The sequence below is a fragment of the Paenibacillus sp. MMO-58 genome, assembly GCF_037146255.1.
Taxonomy (GTDB): domain Bacteria; phylum Bacillota; class Bacilli; order Paenibacillales; family Paenibacillaceae; genus Pristimantibacillus.
Window position 1 is genome coordinate 155,838 of the sequence record NZ_JBBCVY010000006.1, and the last position, 17,725, is coordinate 173,562.

Below are 17,725 nucleotides of genomic sequence, written 5' to 3' on the forward strand. Positions count from 1 at the left end.
TAATTCTACTTCTTTAGCTCGCTTGGACTCATGCCGTAATATTTCTTGAAAATTTTGCTGAAATGCTCCGGCGATTCGTAACCAACCTTCTCCGAAATCTCGTAACGTCTCATGTCCGTATGAAGAAGAAGCCGTTTGCTCTCTTCCATCCGCAGTTTGACGACGTATTCCCAAAGGTTATAACCCGTCTCTTTCTTGAAGAGGTAGCTGAGGTAGTTCGGGCTGACATGGTTGTTCTGCGCGACTTCATGCAGGGTCAGACCCTTTTGCGCGTAGTTCTGGTTAATATAGTCCATCGCTTTCTCGACAATCAGGCTGGTCTGGGCGGTGAACTCTTCCTCCGTCGGGCGCTGGGAATATTGATTCCAGTTGAAATCCCCGTAATAGAACACATAGTGGTCCTTGTGCCGGTCGTTACAGCTTAACGCCTTAATGACCTGGTCTTGAAGGACGTCAATGAATTCGATCCCCTTCAAAATCTGGCTGATGCCGATTACGCTTGTGATCCCCAGATACTTCTGGATGTTGAAGTGCAGGCTGCGGCCAATCATATCCAGCTCGTTCATAATGCCGGAAGAAGCCGTCTCCCCGTACAACGTCTCGTTCCATTGCAAAATAATATTGATTTCCCGCTCCGACGCATAAAAAGCGGTATTATTCCAATGCTCGTCAAAGAGCTCGTTTACGATATTAAGCGAGGCATAACGGAGCAGTCTCTCATCCGTCTTCGTTAACTCGCGGTTACGGTCCGCAAGATTAAGCCGGATGCGGATCATGGAGAAATAAGGACCCTCGAGCAGGATCCCGTGCTTTTCCCTCAAAATTCGAACGATATCCTGCACTTTAAGCGATGGCTGACTGCTCACGAGCTGATTAAGCCAATCCACGGATTGCGGATTCAGCTCATCCATATGGAAATGCTCCTGCATGCCTGCGATCAGCTCCTCTTGTTCGGCGGGTTCGGGCTTATGGAGCTTTAGCAATACGTTGCGCACGGAATCCAGAAACTGCTCGTTGTTCAGCGGCTTGATCAAATAGTCCTTAGCTCCGAGACGGATCGCCATCTGGGCATAATGAAACGTCTCGTGGGCCGAAATAATAATCGTCTGTACCCACGGCTTAATTAACTTCGCCTGCTGCATCAGCTCGATGCCGTTCATCGTCCCCATCTGAATATCGGTAATAAGCAGATCAATATCGTCGGTCCGCAGGACGTCAAGCGCCTCGTAACCGTTATGAGCCATATGAATGGCGGAAATATCAATGCCGGAAGAAGCCAGTACGCTGCTTAGACCTTTGCAAATAAGCGGTTCGTCATCCACCACCAGTATGTTATACATCGCCTAGTTCCTTCCTTTCGCCGGCAGCCGGAAGCTGTATCGTAACGATCGTTCCGCCGCCGTTTCTTTTTTTGTACTGAATGCCATAGACATTTCCAAAATGTAGCTGAAGTCTTTGATGTATGTTTTTGACGCCGTATCCGGAGGACGTTTGAGCGGCTGGCTCGTTTAACAGAGACTCAATTGCTTTATGATCCACCTCTTTATAACCGTTGTCCTCCACGCGGATCACCAGCTTGTCGCCTTCGTATTCCGCGTTAATATGAATCTCGCCGTCTTCCCCCATGTTCTTGACGCCGTGGATGATGGCATTCTCGATCAACGGCTGCAGCGTAACCTTCGGAATGAGATGGTTCATCATCTCCTCCGGTACCGCCCAGATGACCCGGAAGTCATAGTCGTATCGCTTCTGCTGCAGCTTCACGTAAGCTGCAGCGTGCTCCAGCTCTTCCGCCAACGTAATCAGCTCCCGGCCGCGGCTTAAGCTGATCTTCATCAGCTTCGACAGCTCCTTGATCATTTCCGCCGATTCGGAATTACCCTCGAGCGAGCTTTTCCAATAAATGCTTTCAAGCGTGTTGTAGAGAAGATGAGGATTAATCTGCTGATACAAAATTTGAAGCTGGCTTTCCCGCTGCTTGATCTCCATCTGGTATTTATCATGAATAAGTCCATTAAGCCGGCGGGCCATATCATATAGAGCTCCAATCAATACTCCCACCTCGTCGTTTCTGCCTTTGCCAGGCGTCTCCGGCACTCTCTTGCCAGGCTCGTAACGGCGGACAAACGTTGCTAGTCTTTGCAAAGGCGTCATTAACGAACGCCAGAAATAGAAAATGACGATACACCCGAACAGGATGTAAGCCACCGATATCAGCTGGATAACCCTCTTCACTTCATTTTGCTGCTGAAGGAGCGATTTGATCGGGATTTTGTAGATAAGCCGCTGCTGCAGCAGCTCATTGTCGCTAGCCATATAGATGTATTCCGAGTTCATAATCGGTTTATTCAGGCTTTCCGCTTCGCCGGAAGCGGTTACAGGAAGCTCAACCGTGGATCCCATCGTCTTCGGACTTGTGGAGGCGAGAATATAATTCTGCTTATCCGTAAAAAAGATTTCTCCGCCGGGCAAGGACACCGACTGCATGGATTCGGCAAGCTTCTTATCCATATTGGTTGCAATGAGTACGCCAATTACGCTATGCCCTTGACTAACCGTATTCACCGCCCGGATATAAGCCAGAGTACGTTTCTTGACGAGCATGTCGTTATTTTCGATAATCTCCATAAAACCCTGACCCTTCAGCCCTACCGCTTTATCAAACCATTTCGGCTTATTGGCATCGGAGAAGAAATAGACGCCGCTCTGGATCATCTGAACTTTAGGCGCAAAAAAATAATAGTTATTAGGATCATAGATATAAAGGCTGTAATAAACAGCCTCCCCGCCGTTTAAGGCGGTTGAATAGCCTGCCAGCAAAGCATCCATTTTCTCGTATTTCCGGACGCGTTCAATGACGGTTTCATCGTCATCGGGTACAAGCTGCTGAGCCGTGGGGTTCTGGATGATCGTCGTTGTGATTTTGTTGACGGTATCGATATCCCGGTCGATCAGCGTATGGTTCTGTTTGTTCAGTTCAGCGTAGGCATTCGTTACGTGGCGTTTAAGGATCTGTTCGGCCTCCGAATTTCCGTAGCTGTGAAGAATGAATATCGGGCTGACCATAAGCAGGAACAATAGCAGCAGCTGCTGCTTCACGCTTAGCTTGGTCATTGGATTGGAAAAGCCCGTTCTCATGATGACGCACCCCCAGCTTCCTTCCTTTAAATATAGCAAATATGTAATCAAGCAGTATGGCTATTCTTATTTATTGTATAGGTAATTTCACGCACTTCAAGCGTTGATTCTAGTAGAAACGACCGATTTTTTGCGGTTAAAAAAGGAAAATATTGACTGTCACAATAGCAAAGGGCATAATAGCTGTGTGTTCATCATCACGATTCTTTAAGCGAATGATGCTTGCTATGGAAGAATTGCTTCACCATTCAATTCTTTTAAGGAGTGATCTGAACCTATGTCGAACAAAGTGCTTATCGTGACTGGCGATGCCGCGGAAGTTTTGGAAGTGTATTATCCTTATTACCGACTGCTGGAGGAGGGCTACGAGGCTGTTATCGCTTCCCCGACGCAAAAAACCTTACATACCGTCTGCCATGACTTTATCGAGGGCTGGGATACGTATACGGAAAAGCCCGCTCATCAGCTGCAATCCCATTTGGGCTTCGCCGATGTAGACCCGTCCGAATACGCTGCGATTATTATTCCGGGGGGAAGAGCGCCGGAATATATTCGCGGCAACGCGGAGCTGCCTCGTATTCTGCAGCATTTTATCGATGCCGACAAACCGATTGGCGCGATCTGCCACGGGGCGCAGGTATTCCTCTCGCTGCCCGATTACAGCTACTTCAATGGCCGCACCATGACGGCCTATAACGCTTCGCGTCTGGAAGTTGAGCGCCTTGGCGCCTGCTATGCGGACGAGACGCTCCATGTGGATGGCAAGCTTGTAACCGGCCATGCTTGGCCGGATCTTCCCGGCTTTATGCGCGAGTTCCTGAAGCTTGTCCGCGAGGATGCCGCAACAACCGCAGCAGACGCAGAAGCTCTGACATCATAATTTAAAAATTGCGAAAGAGGCAGCTTTGGCTTTATGCCGTAAGCTGCCTCTTTTTTGAGTTGGAGCGGCTTTAACGGGGAAACAAATTTTGCTGATTGCTTTCCCGGAACCGGTTAGGCGACAATCCCGTGACCCGGCGGAAAATAATCGAGAAATAATTCGGGTTGTCGTAGCCGAGAAGCTTCGCCACTTCCCACACCTTCATCTCCGTTGTGACGAGCAGCCTGGTCGCCTCCCCGATTCGGCGATGAATGGCATAGTTAATCGGGGAAATCCGATAATAATCTTTAAATACATGAGAAATATAATAGGGGTTGACGTGGAATTGCCGCCCCAAATCCTTGAGGCTTATATTTTGCGTAAAATTCCTGTCGATATAATCCTTGATTTGCTCGGCTAGTCCGGTATTGGATTCCTGTGTAATATGTTGTTGATTCCTAACCGCTCTTCTGAGCAGCAAAATAACGGAATTAATCAAATAACGGCTGATCCCCTCGTATCCTTCCTCCTTGATGGAGGATTCATCGACGATCATTTTCATCAAGGCCTCAATTTCCGAAAACACGCGGCTGGACCGGATCACGGGCTCCACGTCAGGCGGAATGACCCAATCCTCGGACGGGCTTGCCTTAGGCAGCGAAAATCCGCAGTAATAAGTGATTAACGGATTATCGATTGAGGACTGCTCTTCATGCAGAACCCCTTTATTGTAGACCAGAATGTCTCCCCCGCTAACGCGATACGATTGTCCTCCAATCGTAAACATCCCTTCGCCGCCGCATACGACGATAATTTCGTGCAAATCATCATGCTTATGGCTCGGAAAATTCCAGTTAGGCGTATCGCTAACTTTTCCGGCATACAGCAGATGACTTTGTATTTCCTCTCCGGCAGCGGAAGCTGTCATCCCTACTCCCTCTTTCCCTAATATCCTTTGTCTATACAGCAAGATATATCACATCGCAAACATATCCGGCAAGATGCTTCATTGCCGCTGCTTGAGCCTTCCATTAAGCTTTGACTGTAGGAAAGAGAGCCAAAAGAGGTGAGGGTATGCGCGAGATGGAATGCTGGAAGCAGTATGGCTATGCTATATTCCCAAGAGCAGTGACGCATTTTTATGCGCTGCGTTACCTTTTATGGGTGAAGGAGCTTCCCGTTGACCAGCCTTACGACATCCATCATCAATATTTATGGGATATTCGTATGTACGAACCTGTTTATGAGGCCTTTTGCGAGATACTCGGGACGACCGCGCTTTGGGCGCATCTGTGCCCGGGCGAGCCTGCTCCCGTCAAAGGCGCGATATGCCTGCAGCAATCGGTTCAAGTCCCTGTCGACCAGTGGAGTATTGCGAATATCGGCGATTTATTTATATACAACGCGGAAGCATGCCATATTGATCTGGATGCCCTGCCGGATTACAGCTGGCTTCCGATTGCTTACTTCCCGGCAGCTCCCGATAATCGGTCCCTGCTGAAGGAAAGGCTGCGCAGCTGGAACGCTAGTCCCAATCACGCTTATCTGTCAACAAGAGGCAATAAGCTTCTTGGCTCCGAGCGTTGGTAATAGCATTACAAGCAATAAACCTGGAGGATCTTCAACATGAAAAAAGAAAACCTGCTAATCTTTACCTTTACCCTGCTTGCCTTTATTTTAGGCACGACTGAATACGTCATTGTTGGTTTGCTGACTCCCATTGCGAGCAGCCTTGGCGTCTCCGTTGCGCAGACCGGCATTATGGTCTCCGGTTTTGCGATTGCTTATGCGGCCGGAACGCCGTTTGTCATGATGGCCGCCGGTTATTTCACGAAACGCCGCGCTTTGCTGTTAGGTGCTTCATTGGTTGTTTTGTTCACGATGGGAAGCGCATTGTCCTTCTCGTATCCGGTATTGTTCCTTACCCGAATGGCAACGGCTGTCTTCTGCGGGCTTAGCGTATCTCTGGCCGTCTCCATCTGTACGGATTACGTGTCTCCTGAGCGGAGAGGGCTGGCGCTTTCCTACATTATCGGCGGTTTCACCATTGCCAACGTGCTGGGCGTTCCGATCGGCACCTTCGTAGGCCTGCATTTCGAATGGCCTGCCGCCTTCTGGCTGGTTGCGGCTTGCGGGATTATAAGCCTTCTGCTTCTTTACCGAATCGTACCGAGAGATTTGCCAGCGGTACAAAGCTCGCTCAAAAACCAGTTCCGCCTTATGACTAACCCGAGAGTGCTGCTTGCCTTCTTTATCCCGATTATCGGGGTCGCGGCCATATTCGCCATCTACACTTATATTAATCCGCTTATGCTGGAAGTTATGCATATCTCGGAAGGACGAACCAGCACCATCCTGCTCGTATACGGAGCCGTGACGATCGTCAGCAACATACTAGGCGGCAAAATCGCAAGCGGTACTTACATGGCGAAGCTGAAAACGCTGTTCCTGGTCCATGCCGTCGTTTACGTCATTTTTGGTTTCACCTTATCGTTCACGTGGCTTGGCATCGTCAGCTTGATGGCTATTGCTCTCATTTCGTTCTCGATCAATGCGGCCTGCCAGCTGTATTTCATCCATCTGACCGAGCAATATGTGCCCGAAGCCAAGGATTTCGCCTCTTCCCTGCTGCCAATCAGCGCCAATATCGGGATAGCTGTAGGCTCCTCGATTGGTGCCTTCGTAACCGATCATTACGGTTTGCGTTATCTTCCGTGGGCAGCGGCCGTGCTTGCCTTGCTTGCTTTTGCCGCAACGGCCTACAGCTATAATCTCGATCGTTCAGCCAAGAAAGCAACCCTGCAGCAGGCCGCCGGATAAACGAAGGAACGAAAGGCTGCTCCACCGTCTGGTGGCGCAGCCTTTTTCTTAGCATTTAACAAATACAAGTTTTCTTCTTCGTGCCGATCTTTCCTCTTGCTTGTACCTTGGCGATATAGTCGGAGGCGAGCGGAACTTTGCAGGCGGTATCGCCTACATCGACTTTTACGGCGCCAATCGCCTCCGCAACGGCTTTGGCCTCCTCCGTCAAGGGTGCGACGTAAGACGCTACGCAAATAACAAACGTATTCATCGTATACCGCACGCGGTTCCGCTCTTCGTGGACAGTCTTCCTGACCTGCTCCAGAAGCCTGCGGATTTCCGTCAAATCGAGCTCTTCATCCGGAGCGATCGTCACGTAATTCGCATAAGCGCTCCACCCCGCTACCGCAACCATTTCTTCCGGCGACTGCATCCATTCTACCGCAAGCTCCCGTGCAAAAGGACTCTCCGCCGTTACATTCGCTACCGTATATTCCGCAAGCGAATACCAATAAGCCTGCTTCACCCAATGCCGGAGCCTCTCTTTGGTAATCGTGTTCGGATTAACGGTCAGTCCCGCCAAATACATGGCATCATGATTGCCGGAATCGTATAGCTTGTACACCAGCTCCTGGTCCTTCTTCACCTCTTTGACCAGCTTTTTCATGTCGCCGATCTTTACGCCAAAAAACGGCTCCCTCGCGCCATGCCGCACATAGGTGCTCTTGGTCTGCTCGCTTCCCATTCCCTCTAACGCCCGCAATACTTCATCAAAGGTCATTGCTTGGCCTCCAATTATGCTTTATGGATTCGAGTATACCTTTGCAGCCTATTTTACGCAAAACAAAAAGGACTGACAATCAGCGCACCTGGCGCCACATTGTCAGCCCTTATTTATGTTAATCGGTAAATGACAGCCAGCCTTCTCTTGCCGTCAGCATGCGCCATAAACCGTCGGGAATTACAAGCTTCTTCTGCGAGCTTAAGCTTAAGCGGGACTGAATCTCATCCTCGCGTCCTTCTTCAACCTTCTGTACCCAGTCCGGATCCGTCAGCAGCACGCGTCCAATCGCAACCAGAGGAGTGCCCGTTTGTTGGACTTCAATGGCCTCATCGGCCGAGTGAATCGAACCTACGCCAATAAGCGGCACACGGCCAGCTATCCGCTCCGCGATCCATTCCAGCCTTGTTTTGCTGTCATCCGCACCGCGCGCCGGCTTGGAACGGAAATCAAACAACGAGACATGGAGGTAATCCAATTCCTTCTGCGCAAGCTCATCCAACAGGCGGAAGGTATCCTCCATCGTAAGCCCCGGTGTCTCCGGTTCTTCCGGAGAGAATCGGTATCCGACCAAGAACGGCCCTTTGGCATGCTCAGCCGCAGCGCGTTTCACTTCATCAACAACGGCGAGCGGGAATGTAAGTCTCCGGTCGATATCTCCGCCCCATTGATCGTTTCTGCGGTTGGAATGCGGGGAATAGAACTGCTGCAGCAGATAGGTGTTTGCTCCGTGAATTTCGACTCCGTCGAAGCCGGCAAGCGCCGCGCGGCGAGTCGTCTCGCCGAAATCACGGATAATCGCTTCAATCTCTTCATGCTTCAGCTCGCGCGGAACAACATCCGGGCTTTCCGTCGCTGCAACGGCGCTTGCGCTAACCACGTCGCCGTTCGGCACCAATGCCGGCGGTACACGGCGGCCGCCATGGAAAATTTGGAGAATAGCTTTCGCGCCTTTGGCTTTAATCGTCTCTGCAAGACGAGTAAGCCCCGGAATCATGGCATCGCTGTCTCCGGCGAATTCCCCGGGAAATCCTTTGCCGTTTGGCGTGACATAAATACATGCCGTAATGACCATGCCAGCTCCCTCGGACCGGCGGGCATAGTATTCCAGCTCCGCATCCGTTACCGTTCCATCCTCGTTAGAGGATGAGTGCGTCATCGGCGCCATCACAATGCGGTTCTTTACTTCCACGCCGCTCGGGAAAGTAAAGGATTCGAATAACGGTTTATATTTCTGTTCCAAAATCTCCACTCCTATCGTATACTCTTTTTACGCATTAACTGTAACAACTTTTGTTACTGTAATATTATTATATACAGTTACTGAAGTCAAGCAAATAAATGTAAGTTTTTCACCCCCTATATTCTGCCCATAAAAAAGGAGCTGCCGCATAAACAAAAAATAGCGGTACAGAGCTTTCAACTCTGCACCGCTATGTCTTTATTTACTCGTTAACCTCAAGCGGACGATACTCGAAATAATCGTAATAAGCGGGAGCCGAATGGCCTTCCTTCGTTCCCGCCGCAAACATGCCGAGGCATACGCCCGTGAAAGCTCCGTCCGCATCCGGCGTCAAGGCTTCCGCCGGCAAGGCTCCTAAGCTGATCCACTCCGCGGACGCACCTCCCAAGGTATACAGCAGCTCATATTCCTTCTCGTCCGAACGGATCGACAGCCGGACGGGAACCTGCTCCTCAATTGGAGTAAAAGCTTCCGTCCCGCTTCCTTGTGCCATCGCCGTTACAAGAATGCCGGTCTGTCCGTCTTTCTTCGTTATTCCTATCGAATAATAAGACTTGTCGCTCAGCCGCGCTGCAATTCCCGCCTGCTCGGCTTCTCTTCCAGGGACAAAGGTCAGCCGAGTCTCGATGCTCATCCGATGATGCTGCTGGCGGCGGCATACGAATACATGGGCTCCCCCGTCGCGAAGACCGTTGGCATTGCCGCTTAGTCTAAGGCAGCCCTCCCTCTCCGTTAACGACAGCTCCTCCTGCCCAGGGATTACTCGGTTATGCATCCATTCGAAGCCAAGCCCTTCGGAGGTAAACTTGGTGGTCACGGGCTTGTCCAAGCCGGCCGTAGAGGCTTCACTCTCCAGAATAGCCGGACCTTCCATCACCATTGCCGCTTGACCTTCGTTATTGTCAATCATCGGCCATCCGTCTTCACTCCAGCGAACGGGAGCAAGGAACGTCTCGCGGCCAAGCACGCTGCCCTTGCCGCCTTGCGGCCGGACACCAAGAAACAATGCCCACCACCGACCATGCACGTCATCGAGCAGCTCGACGTGGCCGGTGTATTGAATCGGATGATCCTCTAATCCGTTATGCGTCAGAATCGGATGCGGCAGCATTTCGAACGGTCCGTAAGGAGAGGTGCCGCGGCCGATGATCTCCCTGTGCATCGGCCCCGTTCCGCCGGATGCGGTCATCATGTAATACAAGCCGTTTATTTTGTACAGATGCGGCCCTTCTACCCAAGGTCCTTCGTCCCCCTCGAATACAACAACCGGCTCCGATAATGCCTCGCCAGTCAGGATATCAATCTCGTACTGGATAATATGGGACGTCTCGCCAAAGCCGGCCTGCGCCGATACGTATACTTTGCCGTCATCGTCAAAAAACAGCGAAGGATCGATGTTGCCGTAAGGTATCCGAATCGGGTCGGACCATGGCCCTGCCGGATCCGTTGCGGTTACATAGAAATTGCCGATTCCGTACACATCCGTTGTAATCATGTAAAATACGCCATTATTATAACGGAGCGTAGGCGCGTAGATGCCCTCCGAGCTGTTGCGGCTCAGCAGATTCACCTGGCTTTCCCTGGTCAATACATGACCAATCTGCTCCCAATGAACCAAGTCCTTGCTGCGAAATACCGGAACACCCGGAAAATATTCAAAGGTGCTGGTCACCATGTAATAATCTTCGCCTACCCGAACAGCGCTTGGATCCGGATAAAAGCCCGGCAGTACCGGGTTCCGGTACGTGATCTTGCTCGTTAATGCGTGTTCCATGAATCGATTTGCCCCGCTTCCTTTTATTGAGATAAGGAACGGAGTCCTACGAAGGACTCCGTTCAAGTTCACGCTTATTTCTGCCAATCGGTTATTTTTCCGAACGATGCTTTGGGCTCGTGCTTGGCATCAAACACAAACGGCCAATTTTTCCGTCCGCGAACCGGGAAGTTATCCAGCCAGGTGTAATCGTCGGCTGCGCCCCAGAACGTAACGGCGGTAATTACCTCTTTGTACTCGCGGAACAGCTCGAATACCTGCCCATATCGTTCCGCCTGCCGCTCCAGCAAGTCTGCCGTAGGCTCCGTCAGATCCGTCCGCTTATCGTCATGATCGAATACCGAAATATCCAGCTCCGTGACCTGCAGCTTAAGCCCCGTTGCCGCGTAACGTTCGATGGCCTCGCGGATTTCGGCAAGACTTGGACCGTTCAGATTCCAATGTCCCTGCAGACCGATACCGTGAATCGGAACATGCTTGGCCTGCAGCGATTGAACGAGACGGATAATTTTATCCCGCTTCTCCGGGTTGCATTCGTTGTAGTCATTGTAGAACAGAAGCGCTTTCGGGTCGGCGGCATGCGCATATTCGAAAGCTTTCGCGATAAAATCTTCTCCGGCCAGATTCAGCCATTTGGACTCCCGGAGCCAGACACCGCTTTTATCCTCAATCACTTCATTTACAACATCCCAGCAATAAACTATACCTTTATAGCGGCCAACAACGGTATCGATATGGCTTTTCATCCGGGCAAGCAGCGTTTCTCTATCGACTGGCGCTCCATTCGCGTTTTGGAATACCCAATCAGGGGTCTGATTGTGCCACACCAACGTATGCCCGCGCAGCTTCATGCCGTTTACCGCCGCAAAATCGGCGATCTTGTCCGCCGCTTCGAACGTATACGCCTCTTCGGAAGGATGAACGCTCTCGAATTTCATATCATTCTCGGCGGTCAGGCTGTTGTAGTGGGCAGTAAGAATATCCTTCTGGGATTCAATCGTCGTCAGATTAACCGCTGCCCCAATATCAAAATAATCCTTGTACACGGAACGAAGTGCCGGTAGTTTTGAAGTAGATGACATATTCTGCACCAACTCTTTTCTTCTAGATTAGTAAATCACCCGGTTACGGGCATCCGGAATGCCGGATTTGCGGAAGAAGTACGTATTAACGATATCTCGCCATTGCTTGGCATTCTCAAGCTGCCGGTTCATGCGGCCCGTTACATGGCGGAACCGGTCGCCGTCAACAAGTCCCTCGAGCTCCTGCCAACGGTTAATCCAATATTCGACCCGCTCCACGCCGGCGAAATGCGTATCGTAAATATGCTGAATAACCGTCTTGCCGGATTTCAGCCGATGCGTGTAAGGCACATGATGGAAGAAGAGAAGCAGCTCATCCGGACAAGCGTCCAGACTGTCGTAGACTTCGGCGTTCGGCAACGTATACTGGCTGCTGTAGCCGGTCCCCGTCGCAACCGTACGGTCAACCCCGATTCCCATATGGTCGGCAAAATGGTACGTTCCCCACTTGGAATATTCGTAGCCGTCAATATCCGGACCGTAGTGATAATGAGGCGTAACCATCCAGCCCACGCCAAGCGGCGCCGTATAATTCTCGTAGATGGACCATGACTCCAGCAGGAAGTTTACGAGAACCTCCTGAACGTTCTTATTGCCTCCAAACGTTTGGACGGCCCATTCCGCCGCAATCTCCTCCGAAGACAGCTCCGGATTCCAGATCAGGCGGCCGTAGCCGTACAAATTCGCCTGCGCCAGATGATGCCCCGTCCAGTTCTCGTCATTGCCGATATTGCTGACGGCCGTAATGCCGCTATGAGTATAGGCATGAACGCTGCCTGCCGCAATCTCCTTCACCGTGCTGCCCGCGCCTTTGACGTAAGTATCAAAGTTCAAGACTTCCTTCCACTGCGGAATGAGGAAGCAGACATCCTTCTGCTGTCCCGTATATTCCTGGGCAATCTGGAATTCCATCATCTGGTTGGTATGCTCCATCGCGCCAAAAAGCGGCGAGACCGGCTCGCGGACCTGGAAGTCCATCGGACCGTTCTTGATCTGCAAAATCACATTGTCCTTGAAACGCCCGTCCAGCGGCTTAAAATGATCGTAAGCGGCGCGCGCGCGGTCGGTTGAACGGTCGCGCCAGTCCTGATGGCAGTTGTAGACGAAGCAGCGCCAGAGCACAAGTCCGCCGTACGGCTCCAATGCTTCGGCCAGCATGTTCGCCCCATCCGCATGGTCGCGTCCGTAGGTAAACGGACCTGGACGATTCTCGGAGTCGGCTTTCACCAGGAAGCCGCCAAAGTCCGGAATATAACGGTACACTTCAGCCGCTTTCTCCTTCCACCAGCCGCGAACGGCCGGATCAAGAGGATCGGCTGTTTCCAGGCCGCCAATCTCAATCGTTCCGGCGTAATTCACGCTCAGGAACAGCTTGATGCCGTATTCGCCAAATACCTCGGCAATACGGGCAACATCCGGCAGAAGCTTCTCCGTAATAAGGAATGTCTCCTCGCGATGGACGTTGACGTTATTAATCGCTATGCCGTTAATGCCGACCGAAGCCATCAGGCGGGCATAATCGCGAATACGTTCCGAATCGGACAGCACTTTGTCGTTATCGTAAAAGATCGAACGGCCGGAGTAACCGCGCTCCACGCTGCCATCCATGTTATCCCAATGGTTAATCATGCGAAGGCTGTATTTCGGCGACTCGACCAGATTCAACTGATCGATCGAAGCCCCTGACTGCATCAGGCGCAGCAGATGGAATACCGCGTACAGTACTGCCTTCTCGGACTTGCCTGCCGCGATGATATATTCCTTTTCCGCTTCCCGTACGGTTTTTAACAGGTAGCCCTCATTCGTTAAAGCGGTTACACCGCCTGCCGCATCGTCTACCCAAGTGCCGCCGCCGAGTACCCCGAGCACGATAAACCGCTGCCGGGAAGCTTCGTGCGTAACCGAAGGCGCTGTGCCCAGCATGGAGCGGATTCCCCTCGACAATTCTAGAGCGGCAGTCTTCATGATCCCTTCTATCGGCACTCCCGCAGGCAGCACCAGCTCGCCCGCCCATTCTTTGTATTGCTCCGCGAGCTCTTCATCCGATACTTGATCGTATCTTAGCCATGCCGCGTATCCGTTGTCTCCCATGCTTTAATCCCCCTAATAAGAATTGTCATGCCAACAGCCAGAAATTTAGAAAAAACGCGTCCGCCCGATGTAAAGTCGAGGGACGCGTGATTCAAGCGATTAACCTTTAACGCCGCCTACGGTCATCCCTTTAACAAAGTATTTTTGCAGGAACGGATATACCAGAATAATTGGCAGACTCGCAACAATCGTCATCGTCGCACGGATCGAGGTTGGCGTAACCGCCGTTACGCCGCTTTGTCCGGCTGCAAACTGATCGCCTGCATTGGTTGACGATGCCGCCGTATTGGAGGTTTGCAATATTTTCATTAACTCGTATTGCAAGGTGCTCAGGTTTAGATGCGATGAGTTGTACAGGAATACGTCAAACCATGAGTTCCATTGATATACCGCTACGAAGAGCGATACGGTCGCAAGAGCAGGCACGGTCAGCGGCAAAACAATTCGCATGAAAGTAATGAATTCGCCGGCTCCGTCAATTTTCGCCGATTCCATAATGCCGTCCGGCAAGCCTTCGATAAAGGATCGGATAACGATCATATTAAAGACGCCGATGATGCCGGGGATAATGTAAACCCAGAACGAGTTAATCATATGAAGCTCTTTGATCAGCAGGTATCCCGGAATGAGACCGCCGCTGAAATACATTGTAAAGATCGCGACCAGCGTGACGAATTTGCGGAGAACAAACTCCTGGCGGCTGATCGTATAAGCCAGCATGGCCGTACAGAAGACGGAAGTAACCGTGCCGGCAATCGTACGCAATGCGGAGATCAGCGTAGCGTGATAGATGGATGCTTCATTAAAGATATAGCTGTAGTTATCCCAGGTCCACATGCGGGGCCAAGCGTAAATCCCCCCGCGGATCGAGTCATTCGCATCGTTGAACGACAGAGCGAACATATTAAGAAAAGGATAAAGCGTAATCGTCACGACGAGCAACATAAAAACTATATTACTTATATCAAAAATCTTATCCGGTAAAGAGCTGTACCTTGCTTTGGCCGAACTCTCTTTCATGTCGATAGCCTCCTTGCTTAAGCTTGCATTCGATAATTCTAGAACAGTCTGCTCTCGCCAAGCCGCTTCGCAATGGAGTTGGCCGACAAGAGAAAGATAAAGCTAACGACCGTTTTGAACATGCCGGCTGCTGTAGCCAAGGAATAGTTGCCCATGTTCATGCCGTATTTCAATACAAATATATCAAGGTTCTCGGAATAGTCCGCGGTCATCCCGTTGCCGAGCAAGTATTGCGGCTCGAATCCCGATTCCAAAATATTTCCAAGGTTCATGATCAACAGGATAACGATAACCGACTTCAGACCCGGTAAAGTAATATGCAGGATCCGTTGTAAACGGTTAGCCCCGTCAATCTCGGCAGCTTCGTATTGGGAAGGGTCAATGGTTGTAATAGCCGCCAAATAGATAATGGTGTTCCAGCCGACGTTTTTCCAAACTTCCGATGCCCCAAGGATGCCCCAGAAGTAATTCCCTTTGCCCAGCCATAAGATAGGCTGATCAATCAGATGCATTTTCGTCAATAGGATATTAACGATCCCTTCAGGCGCAAGCGCCGAAGAAATAATATTGGCCGCAACGACCCAGGAAATAAAATGCGGTAGGTAGCTGATCGTCTGTACGACCCGCTTGAACATAATCTGGCGAAGCTCGTTTAATAAAATCGCCAATACAATGGCGGTAACAAAACCTAATACAAGATTGATGGAGCTCATAACGATCGTATTTCTTAACACGCGATAGAAGGAGTCGTCTTTGAACAGGAAGCGGAAGTTTTTCCAGCCTACCCATTCCTGATCGAACAAATCCTTTGCCGGTCTGAACTTTTGAAAGGAAATGGTCCAGCCCCATAGCGGTACGTACTTAAACAGGAACAGCCATAATACAAACGGCATCGACATAAACACGAGCACTTTTTGCTGCATTAACTTTTTGAAAAACAGTTGAAGCCGTGATTCGCTTGCTTTGGGACTCCTGACAACAGATGGTGTAACTTCTTGTATGTTCTCCACTTGCTCTTCCCCTCTCTAGCATCCTGCATGAATCCAATAGATCGGAAGGCCGGAATCAGCTTTCCGGCCTTCCGTCTACTTTTATTTGCTTACCACTTGCCCGCGATGCGGTCTTGAACGACTTTCGTTACGAAGGTTTCATAGCCTTTCACGTCAAGCTTGCCCATTTGGCCTGTATAGTCGCTCCAGATCGAGTCGAATTCGCTAGGCTTGGCAAGAACGAGCTTCGGAACGAATTTCTTTTGCAGGTCGCCGGCTTTTTGCTGGAAGATCTGCTCAGGCGTGCCTTGGCCTTTGTTGATACTCCATGCCGGGTACCAAGCGCGCTCGTCAGGCTTCGAGAAGTATTCGGAGAAGGTCTTCACGCCGTAGGCGTCCAGCAGCGCCTTATCGCCGTCCGTGTAACCCGCGTATGCGACTTCAGGCTGGTTGCCTACGCCGTACGCATTGCCGTCAGCCAGTACGGAGTTGTTGCCGTAACGCGGCCAGCTGTATTCAAAGTACTGCCATCCAACTGTGCGCTTCTTCTCGGGGTCGTTGCGGTCAGCGATTTGCTGCGCGTCCATCACGTAACGGCCGTTAGCGTCAACTGTATAGTTCTGGTCTTTAACGCCCCATTGAACAAGTATTTGATTCTCTTCTTTAAGCAGGTTGTCGAAGTACTTGATGATGCGGACCGGATCTTTCGCTTTTACCGAGATGCCGATGCCGCGGTTGTTAACGAAGCTAGGCGGATCGACGTATTGGTCTTTCGTATTCTCGTCGAATACGATTGGCAGCGGAGCGTAACGCTTCTCGTCGATGCCGGCTTTCTTCAGGTTGTTTGTCGCGTCGCCAACCTGCCATGCGTAGTTGAAGTAGCCAAGCACGCGGCCGGAAGTCAGCTTAGCCAGGAATTGGTCTTTGTTCGCCGTAAAGGTCTCCGGATCGAACAAGCCTTCCGCGTTTACTTCGTTCAGCTTTTGCAGCCATTTTTTCTCGATATCCGTAGCTGCGTAAGTCTTAGCCTCATGCGTGTTCATGTCGACGATAACGTCGCCGTCATTCGGGTAACCCGCAAGATGCATCGAAGGGTTGGTGATCGAGAAGAAGCTATCGGCAGGGCCAGCAAGGGATGCAAAACCGATCGTGTCCTTGCCGTCTACTTGCGGATGTTTCTCTTGGTATTGCTTGATCAGATCGAAGTATTGGTCAAGCGTCTTGATCTTCGGATATCCCGCTTCCTTCAGAACGGAGCGTTGAATCCAGAATGCGCCTTGGCTGATTCCGGGATCGCCGATGTAACCTTGGTTCGCTCCAAACGGCAGGAAGTACATTTTACCGTCTGCTTGTCTGAATTTATCGAAATAAGGACCGTATACGCGTTTAATGTTTGGACCGTATTTCTCGATCAGATCATCGAGAGGAATAAATGCGCCGGCGTCGAGCAGCTTGTCGATTTCGCCTTCCGGAACGATAACGTCCGGATAGTCGCCGCTTGCGATCATAACGCCGGATTTCGTTTGCGGGTCGCCAACGAGGAATTCCATTTTCCAGTCTACGCCGGTTTGTTGCTGCAGCTCTTTACCGATAACGGTGTCGCTCGCAAGAGTGTCCTTCTGGCTGGAGAAGCTGTAGTACGAGAAAGTGACGGGTGTTTTGTCATCCGCTTCTGGAGAAGCGGAATTGGAAGCTGCGTTGCCGCTGTTGCCGGATTTACCGCTATTTGCATTGCTGTTATCGTTATTGCCGCCGCAAGCGGATGCTGTAACAGCTAACATAGCAGCAGCCAAGCTGACAGTTAAAAGCTTTTTGTTAACCATTTCTGTTTAGACCCCTTTCGTCATTTCAACGTGTTAGTTGTAAGCACTTTCATCATAAAACGAATCCGAAAGCTTGATTACCCCTCAAACTTTAGTTCGTACTTTGAAAAGCATAGTTCAACT

General features: G+C 50.8%; 14 protein-coding genes. 3 read left to right on the plus strand and 11 right to left on the minus strand.

The genetic code is table 11. The annotated features are described in order from the left end of the window. Positions 1–5: 5 nt before the first annotated feature. Positions 6–1,340: a response regulator gene (locus WFJ73_RS19110; RefSeq protein ID WP_336774573.1), complete on the minus strand. Its 1,335-nt coding sequence runs from the start codon at positions 1,338–1,340 to the stop codon at positions 6–8. Beyond that, complete coding sequence (locus WFJ73_RS19115) at positions 1,333–3,138, minus strand: cache domain-containing sensor histidine kinase (RefSeq protein WP_336774574.1); 1,806 nt, start codon at positions 3,136–3,138, stop codon at positions 1,333–1,335. Before WFJ73_RS19115 ends, WFJ73_RS19110 begins: the two co-directional genes overlap by 8 nt. Before the next feature lie 277 nt (positions 3,139–3,415). On the opposite strand from WFJ73_RS19115, the gene WFJ73_RS19120 reads away from it, so the two are divergent. Next, on the plus strand, positions 3,416–4,018 hold the full coding sequence (locus WFJ73_RS19120) for a DJ-1/PfpI family protein (protein WP_127490802.1): 603 nt from the start codon (positions 3,416–3,418) through the stop codon (positions 4,016–4,018). A 70-nt stretch (positions 4,019–4,088) separates the two neighbouring features. Here WFJ73_RS19120 and WFJ73_RS19125 read toward each other — a convergent pair whose 3' ends face one another. After that, positions 4,089–4,925: an AraC family transcriptional regulator gene (locus WFJ73_RS19125; protein ID WP_336774575.1), complete on the minus strand. Its 837-nt coding sequence runs from the start codon at positions 4,923–4,925 to the stop codon at positions 4,089–4,091. A gap of 146 nt (positions 4,926–5,071) precedes the next feature. Between WFJ73_RS19125 and WFJ73_RS19130 the strand changes: the two genes are divergently transcribed. Beyond that, on the plus strand, positions 5,072–5,587 hold the full coding sequence (locus WFJ73_RS19130) for a hypothetical protein (protein ID WP_336774576.1): 516 nt from the start codon (positions 5,072–5,074) through the stop codon (positions 5,585–5,587). A gap of 36 nt (positions 5,588–5,623) precedes the next feature. Next, a complete protein-coding gene (locus WFJ73_RS19135) occupies positions 5,624–6,817 on the plus strand; it encodes an MFS transporter (RefSeq protein ID WP_336774577.1) in 1,194 nt (397 codons plus the stop codon). Between the two features lie 55 nt (positions 6,818–6,872). On the opposite strand, the gene WFJ73_RS19140 is transcribed toward WFJ73_RS19135, so the two are convergent. From WFJ73_RS19140 to WFJ73_RS19175, 8 genes are all read right to left on the minus strand, one after another. After that, positions 6,873–7,580 carry a DNA alkylation repair protein gene (locus WFJ73_RS19140; protein WP_336774578.1) on the minus strand — a complete coding sequence of 236 codons (708 nt, stop codon included), beginning with the start codon at positions 7,578–7,580 and terminating at the stop codon, positions 6,873–6,875. Positions 7,581–7,698: 118 nt separating this feature from the next. Continuing rightward, complete coding sequence (locus WFJ73_RS19145) at positions 7,699–8,823, minus strand: NADH-dependent flavin oxidoreductase (protein ID WP_336774579.1); 1,125 nt, start codon at positions 8,821–8,823, stop codon at positions 7,699–7,701. A 202-nt stretch (positions 8,824–9,025) separates the two neighbouring features. Further along, positions 9,026–10,597, minus strand: coding sequence for a glycoside hydrolase family 43 protein (locus WFJ73_RS19150; RefSeq protein ID WP_336774580.1), 1,572 nt, complete (start codon positions 10,595–10,597; stop codon positions 9,026–9,028). Positions 10,598–10,671: 74 nt separating this feature from the next. Further along, a complete protein-coding gene (locus WFJ73_RS19155) occupies positions 10,672–11,679 on the minus strand; it encodes an endo-1,4-beta-xylanase (protein WP_336774581.1) in 1,008 nt (335 codons plus the stop codon). A gap of 27 nt (positions 11,680–11,706) precedes the next feature. After that, a complete protein-coding gene (locus WFJ73_RS19160; protein ID WP_336774582.1) occupies positions 11,707–13,770 on the minus strand; it encodes an alpha-glucuronidase family glycosyl hydrolase in 2,064 nt (687 codons plus the stop codon). A 99-nt stretch (positions 13,771–13,869) separates the two neighbouring features. Next, positions 13,870–14,790 (minus strand): carbohydrate ABC transporter permease, encoded by a 921-nt coding sequence (locus WFJ73_RS19165; RefSeq protein WP_336774583.1) that lies wholly within the window; start codon positions 14,788–14,790, stop codon positions 13,870–13,872. Positions 14,791–14,828: 38 nt separating this feature from the next. Continuing rightward, entirely contained in the window at positions 14,829–15,731 is a 903-nt protein-coding gene (locus WFJ73_RS19170) for an ABC transporter permease (protein ID WP_442955969.1), read from the minus strand. Positions 15,732–15,889: 158 nt separating this feature from the next. Then, complete coding sequence (locus WFJ73_RS19175) at positions 15,890–17,602, minus strand: ABC transporter substrate-binding protein (RefSeq protein WP_336774585.1); 1,713 nt, start codon at positions 17,600–17,602, stop codon at positions 15,890–15,892. Positions 17,603–17,725 lie beyond the last annotated feature (123 nt).

Coding starts and splice junctions, on each gene's coding strand:
- WFJ73_RS19175 (WP_336774585.1), bottom strand. CDS start 17,602: ATGGTTAACAAAAAGCTTTTAACTGTCAGCTTGGCTGCTGCTATGTTA.
- WFJ73_RS19140 (WP_336774578.1), bottom strand. CDS start 7,580: ATGACCTTTGATGAAGTATTGCGGGCGTTAGAGGGAATGGGAAGCGAG.
- WFJ73_RS19135 (WP_336774577.1), top strand. CDS start 5,624: ATGAAAAAAGAAAACCTGCTAATCTTTACCTTTACCCTGCTTGCCTTT.
- WFJ73_RS19165 (WP_336774583.1), bottom strand. CDS start 14,790: ATGAAAGAGAGTTCGGCCAAAGCAAGGTACAGCTCTTTACCGGATAAG.
- WFJ73_RS19125 (WP_336774575.1), bottom strand. CDS start 4,925: ATGACAGCTTCCGCTGCCGGAGAGGAAATACAAAGTCATCTGCTGTAT.
- WFJ73_RS19110 (WP_336774573.1), bottom strand. CDS start 1,340: ATGTATAACATACTGGTGGTGGATGACGAACCGCTTATTTGCAAAGGT.
- WFJ73_RS19155 (WP_336774581.1), bottom strand. CDS start 11,679: ATGTCATCTACTTCAAAACTACCGGCACTTCGTTCCGTGTACAAGGAT.
- WFJ73_RS19130 (WP_336774576.1), top strand. CDS start 5,072: ATGCGCGAGATGGAATGCTGGAAGCAGTATGGCTATGCTATATTCCCA.
- WFJ73_RS19150 (WP_336774580.1), bottom strand. CDS start 10,597: ATGGAACACGCATTAACGAGCAAGATCACGTACCGGAACCCGGTACTG.
- WFJ73_RS19160 (WP_336774582.1), bottom strand. CDS start 13,770: ATGGGAGACAACGGATACGCGGCATGGCTAAGATACGATCAAGTATCG.
- WFJ73_RS19115 (WP_336774574.1), bottom strand. CDS start 3,138: ATGAGAACGGGCTTTTCCAATCCAATGACCAAGCTAAGCGTGAAGCAG.
- WFJ73_RS19120 (WP_127490802.1), top strand. CDS start 3,416: ATGTCGAACAAAGTGCTTATCGTGACTGGCGATGCCGCGGAAGTTTTG.